We start from the raw sequence: 13,808 nt of genomic DNA, 5'->3' as shown, positions 1-13,808 counted from the left end.
TGCAAAAATATGAAAAACTATGGAAATTTTGTACTATAAATTTATTCCATAATTGTATAACATATTCCACTACTTTTCAACCTACTTTTGTATAGGTAAATAGATAGTTAAATTTATATTCAGTCTGAAATAAAATTATGAATTCTTCTAAAAAAAATAATCCGGTATATTATTACATACCCTTCAAAAATGACATTGACGAATCAGATGTTTCCAAGATAACCCATGCTTTACAATCAATAAAAGAAATTGATACATGCAATTTAGAATTAAATAATCAAAAGATCCGTATAACCAGTAAATACCCTGATGAAGCCATAGCCAAGGCTGTTCCGATTCTCACAGAATTACAAGTTAAAGTTCCGGTTACCAAAAACAACTTTCCTTTACTCAACTTAAGTTGCGCATCTTGTGCCAATAGCAGTCAAAATATTCTTAAAATGCAACCGGGCGTGATAAACGCCTCGGTAAATTATGCAAATGAAATGGCATACATTGAATACATACCTTCAATGATAAACCCGCAAAAATTGAAAGACTCTCTCCAAGAAGCCGGTTATGATTTGATTATCAAAGAAAATGATGATTCGCAAAATTCATTGGAAGAAATACAAAAAAATCATTACAAAGCTCTAAAAAGGAAAACCATCGGTGCCATGATTTTTTCCATTCCTTTATTAATTATAGGGATGACACCTTCACTCATGCATCAACATTGGGCAAATTACATCATGTGGATCTTAGCTACTCCGGTTGTTTTTATTTTTGGAAAACAATTTTTTACGGGAGCTTATAAACAAGCAAAACATAGATCCGCCAATATGGATACCCTGGTAGCGGTAAGTACGGGAACCGCATACATTTTTAGCGTTTTTAATACATTATTTCCTTCGTTTTGGATTAAACGCGGATTGCAACCGCATGTATATTTTGAAGCTTCGGCTGTAGTTATTGCATTCGTTTTATTAGGTAAAATATTAGAAGAAAAAGCAAAAGGGAATACTTCTTATGCCATCAAGAAGTTAATAGGTTTACAACCTAAAACAGTTACTGTAATTCAAGGAAATGAGCAAAATGAAATTCCCATTAAGTCAGTTTCTATTGGAATGACCATTTTAGTTAAACCGGGTGAAAAGATTGCGGTGGATGGAACTGTTCTTTCGGGTAATTCGTATGTTGATGAAAGTATGATCAGTGGTGAGCCCATTCCAATTGAAAAAGTGAAAGGTTCAAAAGTATTTGCAGGAACGATTAATCAGAAAGGAAGTTTTCAATTTAATGCAGATAAAGTGGGTAAAGATACTCTTTTATCTCAAATTATTCAGACGGTGCAAGAAGCCCAAGGCAGTAAAGCTCCTGTTCAAAAATTGGTTGATAAAATTGCCGGAATTTTTGTTCCCACAGTTTTTATTATTGCTTGTTTATCGTTGATTATTTGGATTTTTTTCGGTGGTAAACAAGGGATAATTTATGGTTTTCAAAGCTTTGTAACCGTATTGGTTATTGCTTGTCCGTGTGCTTTAGGTTTAGCAACTCCAACAGCCATTATGGTTGGTATCGGTAAAGGTGCGGAAAAAGGTATTTTAATTAAAGATGCAGAAAGTTTGGAAAATACCAAAAATATAAATGCGATAGTTTTGGATAAAACCGGTACGATTACAGAAGGTAAACCTCAGGTTGAAGATTTTAAATGGTTTAGTTCAACGCATGATCTTGAAAAAAACATTTTATATAGTATTGAACGTTCCTCTGAACATCCTTTAGCCGGAGCTATTGTAAGTTATTTGAATGATAAAAGCATAACTTTTATTCCTGATATGGAAATTACAAATGCATCAGGGCAAGGAATTATTGGTATTTACAATAATCAAAAATATTTTATTGGAAATCTTACTTTGTTATATAAAAATACAGTTCCTATCGATAAAGAAGTTAAAAATTGGTTGGATAATAAATTTAAACAAGCTACTACTACTATTTTATTTGCTAATGAAAATACTATACTTGCAGGAATATCCATTTCAGATAAGATTAAACCTACTTCTCTAACTGCTATTAAGCAGATTAAAATGTTAGGAATTGAGGTTCATATGCTAACGGGAGATAATCATACTACAGCTAATTATGTAGCTAAGGAAACAGGAATTAACAAATTTAAAGCCGAGGTTTCTCCACAGGATAAAATTGATTATGTGAAAAAACTTCAAGCTTCGCCTAACAATAAAATTGTGGCTATGGTTGGTGATGGTATTAATGATAGTGCTGCCCTCGCTCAAGCGGATGTTAGTATCGCAATGGGCCGTGGATCTGATATTGCCATTGATGTTGCTAAGATGACTATAATTTCAGGAGATCTTCAAAAAATACCTGAGGCAATTAAACTTTCCAAGCAAACGGTTAAAACTATTAAACAAAATTTATTTTGGGCATTTATTTATAATATAATAGGTATTCCTATCGCTGCGGGTATATTATTTCCTATCAATGGCTTTTTATTAAATCCAATGGTTGCCGGTGCTGCCATGGCTTTAAGCAGCGTTAGTGTGGTTAGTAATAGTTTGCTTTTAAAATTAAAAAAATAACTGTTGAATAATTAATTCCTTTTTTAACAAATTAAAAGAGCCTCCTATAATAGGAGGCTATAATACAAAACTCAAAAAATAAAATTAATCTATAATTATTTTATTATCTAATTAAAATACGTATACTAACATATACAGCAAAAATCATTGCTATAAAATAAATTAGGGTGAGTAATGAAATAGAGGGTCTAATATGCTTCATAAAGTTTAGTGTTTAAGGTTTATACTAAATTCAGTTATATAAAAATTAAAATAAATTAACTATCTGTTATTTTAATACTACAAATATATAAAATTATTTTATTTATATAAATATAATATTTATCATATTTAAATCTTATAAAATTTTAGTATGATTTAATCAAAAAATATTTATTTTTTTTTATATAATTCATATTATTATTTTATTTATTTAAACTATAAAAATTATTAAAAATAAAATTAAGTTTTTTTATAATAAAATGCAGTGAAGAATGCTAAGTATTAATTTAAAATAGTGAAGGTATATTTAACAAAATTGATCCTCTACTACCCAGAGAAGATTTTTTAAAAATATTAGTTAACAGCTTTTTAAGCTTACTTTATTAATAAAAAAATTTTATCAATATTTAAAATTAACTATGTAATATAATATTAAATTATCCTATCTAATAATATAAATGACTTATAGTAAAAAATATGTTTTTATAAAATAAATAACATATAATAATGTCACTTCCATAGTAAGAAAAATCTAATTTACTATAATATTATTTTTTATTTTACGGAATTCCGTAATCTAACCTTTTTATTTTTTTATAATTTCAAAAAATATCATTTACAAGTTATTTTTCAATAGTAAGAGTATTAAAAATATAATTTGAATGTTAATCTAAAATATATCACTTGCAGAACCATCTGATTAGTCTTTAAGAAATCCTGAGATAAAAACTCAGGATTTTTTTATTTAATAAGTGATATTTATATTTATACAAATATAATTCCATGTTTTAGTCAAAATGTTATGTACCCAACTTAGCTATCTTAATTCTATATTTATTGTATTTAATTTGTTAGAATATTAAAATCTAAAATTACTTTTAAGTTCAGACAAAGTTTTTCTTCCTTCTTTTTTAAATATGATTACATAACCAATTATTTTAATTTAATCAATATATTTTGATAAAACGTTTTAAAAATATTTATAAGTTAAATTAAATATTTAAAATAATTAAAATATGATTTATCTTTTATGTATAAAGCAATGTTTAAGATATCATAAAATATTTATATTAAAAAAAAATATTTTTTTTCTTTTATTAAGCTAAATAAATAAAATAATTTATATATTTGAAAAAAAATAAGAATTTATATATTAAAAAGAGATGTATTTTTTTAAGTTGTAATATATAAATTCTTTAATTCAAATTATATTATAAATATCTTATTATAAAAAATTGTAAAGCTTTATTATTTAAATAGAAGAATTGCTCTTCAAAAAATTGGTTCTTAAAAAAATATAATATAATTGAAATTTTATTTAAAATTTATGAATAACCTTATATCTTTTGATTAAAAATTACTAAAAAATTTAGATTAGGGATTATAGTCTTTCATAAATGTTTGAATGAACATATTAAATCTTAATTAGTTAGAAATAAAAAAATAACAATAATATATTAATTTAATTAAAATGAAAATTTTTATTATCATTATTATAACATTAGCAATTTTGTATATTATATGGAGATATTATGAAATATCTCAATGCCGTATTGACGAAGATAATCCTTTAAAATCTAATAATAATTTTACTCCTTCAAAAACGATTATTGGTTATAGTAAATTTTACACATTTAATGTAGATGATAAAAGAAAACAGATAGCTATTTTAAAAGGTAAATCTGAACCTATATATATTGATTTCAAAGATATTTTAGGTGTTAAATTCATTGAAGATATAACATATTTTAATTTATCAAATAGGAAATTTGTAGCAGGAGGTTTTTTTAGCCGTATTTTTTTTGGTTTGTTTGGAACAGTTGTAGGAGGTTCAACCAAGTCTCATCATAAACAAAAATATGTTACAAAAGTATGTGTTAAAATATTTATTAAAGATATAAATAATTCAGCGGTACTAATTGATTGTTTTGACCCTGGTACAATGCTTTTTTTTAAAAGACATAGAGTTGATATAAGTAAATTATTTATTAGAAAAGTATATCAAATAGGAGTTCGAGATGCAAATGAAATAAAAGATACCATAAATATGATCATTAAACATACTCCAAAAAATTTATCTGAAGATATTTCTTTTAAAATTTCAAATCAATTATTGAAATTACATGAATTAAAAGAAAAGGGAATTTTGACAGAAACAGAATATCTTTCTCAAAAACAAAAAATATTAAATACTTAACAAATCTTTATTTAAATCTATATTTTAAACTTTGTTATTGAAAATGATCTATTTAGAATTAAAAAAGTTTTAAATCAAACTTTAAATACGAAAATTCATTTTAGGTAAATATATTCGTAAATAAAGATAGATTGCTTTTATTATCAGTGAAAATTAGCCTTATAGAGGAAGAGGTTATCCTGAAATAAACTATATGTATTTTAAACTAAAATAATCAATCATGCTGATTATTATTAAAATAGTTTAGATAATTTATTTATATTTTATCTCATAGTTCTTACTTACATTTTGATAACATTTTAGTTCATATTCCCAAGTAAGATTTAAGAAACAAATAAAAAGGTTTAAATTTTTAATTTATTGCTTCTAATATTCTGTTTTTTATAGGATACTTATATTGTTCTGTACCATAATAAGTTAAATGATTCGTATCATACATATATGGAATGTAATTAGGACATATCTTATTAATTTTATAGTCCATTAAATCAATATATTTATTACCCAAATAGTGTTTTAAGAAATTATTGATTTCAATTAAATTTTCATTATTTTTTATATCATTTCTATATTCATTACCATAGGTAGTTTTTAAATAATAATAGGTTGGATAATCTATTGGATAAATATCTGTTTGACCTAAATAAAGTACTTTAATATTGTATTTGTTAAAATACGAATCAGTAAAATTAATTTTTTTTATTAATTCATCTTTAGAATATGCTGCATAATTAGCACTTCTTTCCAGGTCCTCTTCTATTTCATCGATTATACTGTCATAAGGTTTATTGAAGTTGTAAAGAGTTGAATAACAGTCGATAACTTCTTCCAAGTAATTGCAGGAGTAATTGTAATTTTGAAAATCTTTTGTCCAATAAAATTTCACACTTACGATGGATCCTTCTATTTTTTCTATCTCGTAATGTAACTTGCTTTCTTTAGGAAGTATTATTATGTTGAATAAAACCTCAAGAGACTCTTGAAAAATTGACTCAGCTAATTTTTTTGATACTTCTCTTTTTTTAGTTACATTTGCATATATTATCTTGATGATAATATTTGATTGATTAAAAATTATTAAGTCCTATTGCTGCAGGGATTTTTTTATTTTATTACCCTAATTTTTGATTAGCGATTTTACAGGTAAAGGGTTTTGAACGTTTTTGTTTTCTACATGATTTTCTGTAAATGCTCGAAAAACTCATTATATTTCTCTGTCTCTAATTCGGAAATGCGATCGATATTGAATTGGTTTAGTAATTCTTTAACTTCTTGACTTTTTTTAAACCTTATAAGAGAGTTAATCTTTTTTTTGATTTTTTCGAATTTTATATTGTCGGTGAGTTTATAGAAAGGTTCTACAGTCTGGATATTTTTTTTACCCTCTTTCTTGTTTTCTTTTATACTTTCATCTGTCGGTTCATTTAAATCAACAATATCTAAGAAATTTTTACCGCATTTTTTTAAAACTTCTAAGGCTTTTTCTCCAAATTCTATATTGATTTTTATATTTATTTCCATAACAAGACAATTTTTTAAGGTTTTTTCTAATTATACCTTCTGTGTTTATTTATAAAATCTTCAACCCTCTGCTCAGTTATGACTCTTTTTTCTGATGTTACCCACCAAGAAAGTATCATCTAATCCTATTATCATATAGGGTTTCTGGATTTAAAATATTTGTTTATAAGTAGTTGCCTATATTCTTCCATAATCTTTTGTTTTTCCGTCATAGGCTTAGGTTTTAATTTTTTTTCTTCCTTTTCTTTTACTTTAACATACCCCATTTTTTTCAATATTTTTTTCAAATCTTCTTCTGGGATTGCATTTAATATTTTTTCGTAAGTATCTGACATTTTTCTTTTTCTTATTTAAAACAAAAAAATTTTTGTTCCATATTCTGTCACAAATATAAAAAAAGTTAATTTTTAAGGGGACTATATTTAAATTATATTCAAAATATTGGCAAAAATGGTTAAAATTTAGAATCAATGCCATTTCTTTTACCTGGAATTTTACGGCACTTAAAGAAAAAATAAAAGATATTACCGTTAAAAAGAAATTATATGCATACCATAAAGTACATATTCCTAAAAAAATAACCCGCTCGGATTTATCCGATCAGGTAGTTAAAATTGAAGTTGAGACCTATTCAGAATAAATTGTCCAATAAAAAAATAGATTCGTCCTCCTCGGCTTCTACCATATGTACATAAATCATGGTTTCTTTTATTGAGGTATGATTGAGCAGTTTTTGTAACTGCTCAACTTTGCCTCCGGCGCGTAAATAATTAGTGGCAAAAGTATGTCTTCCAACGTGTAATGAAACTTCTTTTTTTATATTTAATTTTTGGGTCACTCTTTTTATAACCTCATTTATATTTTGTTCTGCTATCCATCTGGTAAATAAATCGGGGACCTGCTCAACAATCGATAAGGCTTTGTTATTGACTCGTACGCGATGCATATACGGTTTTGACTGTTCTGTTTTTACCGGTATAAACTCTAATATTCCGGTAAATATTTGTTCTCTTGTTAATTTTTTAAGGTCTGATATCCTCAATCCGGTATAGCATGAAAACAGAAAAATTCCGATCGGTATTTTTTCTCCCGGTAATATAAATTCCGATAAATAAAAATTGTACAATTTCTTTACTTCTTCCGGGGTTAATGCAACCCGATTGGATCTTATATTTTTTATTTTAATGGTATCAATATCTATCTTTAACGGAATTCCTTTTTTGGATGCTTTCCTTAAATATTTCTTTATTACTTTTAGGTTGGAGTAATAGGTATTGTAATTTCTTGTTTTTAAAAAATAGCTTTTATAATTATCTAAAAAGGTTTCGTCTATTTCTGAAAAATAAATTTCCTTTTTAAATTTTCTTAAATTCATAAGAACGCTTTGATGTCTACGATACGTGCCATCTTTTAAAATGGTTTTCTCTTGGCTTAATTCATACTCAAAAAAGGAAGTAAATTCCCCTCTGGGTATGTTATTCTTTAATTCTTCTATTAATTTTTCGGGGGTTAATATTTTGTTGGAAAGCCAATAAAAAGTTTTTACGGCGGTTACTTTAGACTGCACATTATCTAGTAAAAGCTGTAATTCTTTATGTCTTGATTCTTTGCCGATAATTTTTTGAGTTGATGAATCAAACTCATTATCTTTTACTGTAAAGCCTAAAGATAACTTTAGTTGCTTTCCATTACCACATATATGAAGATACATAAGGTATTCTCCGTTTTTATTTTTATTCTTTCTTCTGTAAAATCTGGCTTTCATAGCTGTGTATATACCTGTACACGTTTGAAAATGTTTATTTCTAAGTTCTTCCATACTATCTAACTTATTAATTTAGATAGTGTTACAGTTAGTGACAGATAAAATCGAACAAACTTTTTTTTATTTTAGAACAAAAAAAATTCTTGTTCTATATTCTGTTCTAAAAATTTAAAAAAAAGCCAAATTATAACTAAACGAATTTTACTTATATACCCTATTATTTCAGTAGGTTACTTGAATTTTAGTGTTTTTTTTTTCTTGTTTTGTGACCACGGAGGGATTCGAACCCCCAACCCTCAGAGCCGAAATCTGATATTCTATCCAGTTGAACTACGTAGCCGAAAATATTTTCTGCAAGTATACTAATAATTTAGTCTAACTTCATAATAATATTTGAAATTTCTTCTGCTTTTTCTTTTTCATATACAGAATCAATAGGATGCAAAACTTGAAGCATCTGTCCATAGGAATACATCAAATTCTGAAGTGATACTTTTTGATCTTTCGCATTATTTTTACCTAGCATTTCAAAAGTTTTTAATCTTTTATCTAAAGGTTTCATTGATTCTGTGATATATGCTATAGCTTTATCTCTTTGATTTAATTCCAGATAAGTATTTACAATATTATCAACAATAAGTGTATAATAACTGGATAGTTTACTCATATCATCGGTAGCAAACGTTTGATCGTGTAGTGGTAATGATAAATAATAATTTAATTCCTTAAAAATTTGATCTTTATATGCTTCTGCTAATTTTAATCCTTCTTTTTCTTTTCCTATAAGAAAATATCCGGATATAATTGAATTATAAGAAGGCGTAGCCGGATACATAAATATTGGAATCTCTTTATTGATTAACTCTAAAATATCATTGGCCCTTTTTTTGTCTCCACTTTTTGCTAAAGCGATAGCAGCTCTTCCACAAGACATTCTATAATTTAAAATATTACTTCTACAAGTTTCATCAAAATAAGCTTTCGGATCTTTTAAATTTCCAAATTTATAATTCATAACTAAGTTATAAATCGTATTAGGATTTATTCTTCCTTGTTCCCCGTTGTTGGTTTCGGGAGTATATATAGGTACTAATTTTGAAATTAAACCTTGATATTCCAAGTAATTTTGTGCAAACATGATATTAGATTGAGAATAGGTTCCTCCTGAACTAAAATAAATGGAACGATCCCAATTGTAATTGGCAAGTAAATCCAACATAGCTAAACCGTCTTTATACAAAGCTTGTTTATTTATTGTTAATACTACCTTATTTACCATCAATTTAGAATCTTCGGGTTTAACTATTCCATATTTTAACGCATTTTCCTTGTTTACAGGCAAAGATATTTTGTTAACAGGAATAAATCCAACATCTGTTCCTCTATAATCCCTTTCAGTTACATATGTATATAAATCTTTAATAGCAGATTGTTCTTTTTTATTTCTAAGAAAATTAATGGCTTCTTTAGCAGATATAGTATCAGAAATTGCATATTTCTTAAATGGAAGAATATCCGCAGGTATACTATCAGCCGGAAGATTATCAAAAATTTGCTTCCAAAAATCTCGATTTAATAAAATAACCTGATCATTAACGCCGTCTCTAAATTCTTCATGTGTTAATGAAGAAGGAATACCGGGTGCTTTATAAGTTCTTCTCTGAACCTGATCAATATACCATGCAGTACCCAGCAAAGTAAAATTAACCACTTTGGCATCTGATCTAAATTCTTCAGTTTCTTGTAATGCCCATAACGGATATGTATCGTTATCTCCATATACAAAAAGTATAGGATGATTTGCATCTAAACTTTGTAAATAGCTTTTTGAAAAATCATAAGCTGTATATCTCCTACTTCTATCATGATCGTCCCAATTTTGGAATCCAACCAAAACAGGAACTCCTAAGGCAAGAAAACCAATAATAAGTCCTATTTGCCTTTGTTTAAGTTTATTTAATAAAAACATAATTGCTGTCACTCCCATCCCTATCCAAATAGCAAAAGTGTAAAAGGATGTCACTAACGCATAATCTCGTTCTCTGGGTTCAAATGCTTTTATACTGGTGTATAAGATAATACCCACGCTGGCTAATAAAAATAAAGCTATTAAAGAAAAGTTTCTACCCGGATCTCTGTTTAGTTGAAAGAAGAATCCTATTAAACCTAATAACAATGGTAAAAAATAATATTTATTGGTAGCTTTGTTCACATATGCTTGAGGTAATTTGTCTTGGTCTCCCAAACGTAAATTATCTAAAAATTTAATACCGCTGATCCAATTTCCTTTGGTAGATTCATAATTACCTTGTAAATCATTTTGACGACCGGCAAAATTCCATAGAAAATATCGTATAAACATATATCCCATTTGATAGGTCATCATAAAATCCAAGTTTTGGCCTAAAGTTGGTTTTTTAACATTAATTAGTTCATTTTGTTTAGCCATTTGATAATCACGAACAGATATTTCTCCCGTTTTCTTTTTCCTCACTAACTCATCAAAAACCTTTTGTGCTTCAGGATTACCAATATATTTAGAATTTAAAGTAAAATCGGGGTATCCTTCCATTAATCCGTAATTTTCAATAACACTAGGATCAGGATTATACATTCGTGGAAATATACTGACTTGCTCCGGATTAAACTTATAATTAATCCTTCTGCCTGTTTCAATATACCTGCCTGAATTTTCATCCTTTTCATAAATAGGGCCATTATCCTCGGTTCCAATAATTCCGTTAGGATCTAAATATGCAGTATAATTAGCTCCGTAAAACACCGGCCAATCACCATATTGAGCCCTGTTATAATAATCCAACATACCTATTGCATTGTCGGGATCATTTAAATTAATTGGAGGATTTGCTTTAGCACGTATGGGAAGTACCACCCAACTTGAAAAACCGATAAGCATAAACAAAATCGATAAAATAATGGTATTTCCTGTTTTATATCCATGATTGGATGTATATCGTAAGGCAAAATAAAAAGCAACAATTAAAAGTATGAATGCCACTACCGAACCCGTATTAAATGGCATTTGTAGATTATTTACAAAAAATATTTCACATTTTCCGAAGAAAGACATCGTAAAAGGAAATATAATTTTAAAAACGGCTAAAAATACACCGCCAATAGCAATATTGGCCCATATAAAACTTTTCCAAGTAAAGGTATATTTTTTTGCATAATAAATATATCCTAACGTAGGAACCACTAGTATTACCATTAAATGGATTCCAACAGACAGACCGATAAGTAGAGAAATTAAAATAAGCCACTTATTGGATCGGGAATCAGATAAATCATTTTCCCACTTACACATAAGCCACAACAGCAAAGCGGTAAAACAGGAAGCCGCCGCATAAACTTCTCCTTCAACTGCTGAAAACCAAAAAGTATCGGTAAAAGTAAAAGTTAACGCCCCTACTGCCCCGCTTAATAAGATGGTAGCGATCTGATAGGAAGTAAATTCTTTGGGTTCGGTATGTAAAAACAGAGTTTTACGAACCATATGAGTAATTGTCCAGAATAAAAATAATATAGCAAATGCACTCATAATAGCAGACATAGCATTTATAACTATGGAATATTTGGTGGGATCGCCAAAGGCTAAGATCGCCCAAACGGCACCCAATATTTGAAAAAATACGGCTCCCGGTGAATGAGTAACTTCCAGCTTAACCGCTGAAGATATATATTCACCACAATCCCAAAAACTGAAATTGGGTTCAATAGTTAATAAATAAGTTATTGCTGCTATAATAAAAACAACCCATCCGGTAAGGTTATTCAATTTATTGTAATTTAACTTCATTTTACCTTAATTCTTGTTTGCGAATATACTAATAATATTAATTTTAAAAGTTTTCATTTTATATTTTATTCTCTTTTTATATTAATTGTTAGAAAGTTATTTATAAAAAATTATAAGTTTTATTATTCTTTAGATTTTAACATACTAAAATTAAATTACGATATTTGTTACGTGATAAATTCATACTAGTTACCATGGGTTTTTTAAAAAAGAAACTGGCACAAGGGTGGGCATCCCTTCACCATAAAAAAGAGCAAAAATGGATTGACAATCCGGTGGAAACACAAAACTATTGGTTTGAAAAACTCATTAAAGAATCTCAAAATACAAATTTTGGCGTTGATTACTCTTTTTCTAAAATAAGTTCTATTTCAGATTTTCAAAAAAATGTTCCTGTTCAGAATTATGAAACGTTAAAACCTTATATAGAAAAAATTAAATCGGGACAAGATAATATTTTATGGCCTAATAAGCCCCTTTATTTTGCAAAAACCTCAGGTACCACCTCAGGCACTAAATACATTCCTATTACTAAAGAATCCATGCCCTTTCATATAGAAGGAGCTAAAAGTGCTTTACTTCACTATATATATAAAAGAAAAAATCCCAATTTTATCAATGGTAAAATGATTTTTTTACAAGGAAGTCCTGTTTTGGAAAATAATAATGGGATCATGACGGGAAGGCTGTCAGGAATTTCCGCCCATTTTGTTCCGAAATATCTTCAATACAATCGTATGCCTTCATGGAAAACCAATTGCATTGAAGATTGGGAAACTAAAGTTGATAAAATTGTAGAGGAAACTGTTGATAAGAATATGACTTTAATCAGCGGCATTCCTCCATGGCTGGTTATGTATTTTGAAAGATTGATTGCAAAATCGGGTAAATCTATAAGTAAAATTTTTCCCAATTTACAGCTTTTAGTAACGGGGGGTGTAAATTATAAGCCGTATGAAGATAAAATAAATGAATTAATTGGTAAAAAGTTGGATATTATCCAAACCTATCCGGCTTCGGAAGGATTTATAGCCTTTCAGGATGATGTAGACCATGAAGGATTGTTGCTTATGTTGAATCATGGTATTTTTTATGAATTTATTCCTTCAGAAGATATTGGTAAAAATAATCCGAGACGTCTTACTCTGGAACAGGTGGAATTGAATACGGATTATGCTATACTATTGACAACGAATGCCGGATTGTGGGCTTATGAAATAGGTGATTTAGTTCGATTTATCAGTAAAGATCCGTATAAAATTCTTGTCACCGGAAGAACTAAACATTTTACTTCTGCATTTGGTGAACATGTCATTTCATTCGAAGTAGAAGAAGCTATTAAAGAAACCATGGAAGTAACGGGATGTATTGTTCAAGAATTTACTCTTGCTCCTCAGGTGAATCCTTCGGAAGGGCTGCCCTATCATGAATGGTTCATAGAATTTGAAAAACCGCCGATCAACATTGATGAATTTGAATCAAATTTAGATCAGGCTCTTAGAAAAAGAAATTCTTACTATAATGATCTTATTACGGGTGCTATCTTAAGACCTTTAAAAATTTCAACTATCAAAAAAGGTGGATTTAATGAATATATGAAAGAAATCGGTAAGTTAGGAGGTCAAAATAAACTTCCTCGTTTGTCTAATGATCGAGCTATTGCCGATAAACTTGAAAAATATGTTTTGATAAGTTAGAACGAAAATATGGTAGTAAATTGAA

General features: G+C 27.9%; 8 protein-coding genes and 1 tRNA gene. 3 read left to right on the top strand and 6 right to left on the bottom strand.

Annotation, left to right across the window (positions count from 1 at the left end):
- Nucleotides 1-137 precede the first annotated feature (137 nt).
- Nucleotides 138-2,582, top strand: coding sequence for a cation-translocating P-type ATPase (locus tag GYM73_RS04565; RefSeq protein WP_220234283.1), 2,445 nt, complete (start codon nt 138-140; stop codon nt 2,580-2,582).
- 1,672 nt (nt 2,583-4,254) lie between these two features.
- Complete coding sequence (locus GYM73_RS04560) at nt 4,255-4,980, top strand: SHOCT domain-containing protein (protein WP_105297537.1); 726 nt, start codon at nt 4,255-4,257, stop codon at nt 4,978-4,980.
- Between the two features lie 352 nt (nt 4,981-5,332).
- Here GYM73_RS04560 and GYM73_RS04555 read toward each other — a convergent pair whose 3' ends face one another.
- The 6 genes from GYM73_RS04555 to GYM73_RS04530 form a co-directional block, all read right to left on the bottom strand.
- Nucleotides 5,333-5,866, bottom strand: coding sequence for a hypothetical protein (locus GYM73_RS04555; RefSeq protein WP_220234282.1), 534 nt, complete (start codon nt 5,864-5,866; stop codon nt 5,333-5,335).
- A gap of 284 nt (nt 5,867-6,150) precedes the next feature.
- Entirely contained in the window at nt 6,151-6,501 is a 351-nt protein-coding gene (locus GYM73_RS04550; RefSeq protein WP_220234281.1) for a hypothetical protein, read from the bottom strand.
- A gap of 131 nt (nt 6,502-6,632) precedes the next feature.
- Complete coding sequence (locus GYM73_RS04545) at nt 6,633-6,836, bottom strand: hypothetical protein (RefSeq protein ID WP_220234280.1); 204 nt, start codon at nt 6,834-6,836, stop codon at nt 6,633-6,635.
- Between the two features lie 296 nt (nt 6,837-7,132).
- Nucleotides 7,133-8,320: a site-specific integrase gene (locus GYM73_RS04540; protein WP_220234279.1), complete on the bottom strand. Its 1,188-nt coding sequence runs from the start codon at nt 8,318-8,320 to the stop codon at nt 7,133-7,135.
- A gap of 212 nt (nt 8,321-8,532) precedes the next feature.
- A tRNA-Arg gene (locus tag GYM73_RS04535) sits at nt 8,533-8,606 on the bottom strand.
- A 30-nt stretch (nt 8,607-8,636) separates the two neighbouring features.
- Nucleotides 8,637-12,086: a DUF2723 domain-containing protein gene (locus tag GYM73_RS04530; RefSeq protein WP_220234278.1), complete on the bottom strand. Its 3,450-nt coding sequence runs from the start codon at nt 12,084-12,086 to the stop codon at nt 8,637-8,639.
- 194 nt (nt 12,087-12,280) lie between these two features.
- Here GYM73_RS04530 and GYM73_RS04525 point away from each other — a divergent pair, with 194 nt between their 5' ends.
- A complete protein-coding gene (locus GYM73_RS04525; RefSeq protein ID WP_220234277.1) occupies nt 12,281-13,783 on the top strand; it encodes a GH3 auxin-responsive promoter family protein in 1,503 nt (500 codons plus the stop codon).
- Nucleotides 13,784-13,808 lie beyond the last annotated feature (25 nt).

This window comes from Apibacter sp. ESL0432, assembly GCF_019469225.1.
Classification (GTDB): domain Bacteria; phylum Bacteroidota; class Bacteroidia; order Flavobacteriales; family Weeksellaceae; genus Apibacter.
This window is presented reverse-complemented; position numbering and strand designations above follow the sequence as displayed.

Bases quoted from the DNA above. Each gene is read 5' to 3' on its own strand.
- GYM73_RS04565 (WP_220234283.1), top strand. From the start codon at position 138: ATGAATTCTTCTAAAAAAAATAATCCGGTATATTATTACATACCCTTC.
- GYM73_RS04560 (WP_105297537.1), top strand. From the start codon at position 4,255: ATGAAAATTTTTATTATCATTATTATAACATTAGCAATTTTGTATATT.
- GYM73_RS04550 (WP_220234281.1), bottom strand. From the start codon at position 6,501: ATGGAAATAAATATAAAAATCAATATAGAATTTGGAGAAAAAGCCTTA.
- GYM73_RS04545 (WP_220234280.1), bottom strand. From the start codon at position 6,836: ATGTCAGATACTTACGAAAAAATATTAAATGCAATCCCAGAAGAAGAT.
- GYM73_RS04540 (WP_220234279.1), bottom strand. From the start codon at position 8,320: ATGGAAGAACTTAGAAATAAACATTTTCAAACGTGTACAGGTATATAC.
- GYM73_RS04530 (WP_220234278.1), bottom strand. From the start codon at position 12,086: ATGAAGTTAAATTACAATAAATTGAATAACCTTACCGGATGGGTTGTT.
- GYM73_RS04525 (WP_220234277.1), top strand. From the start codon at position 12,281: ATGGGTTTTTTAAAAAAGAAACTGGCACAAGGGTGGGCATCCCTTCAC.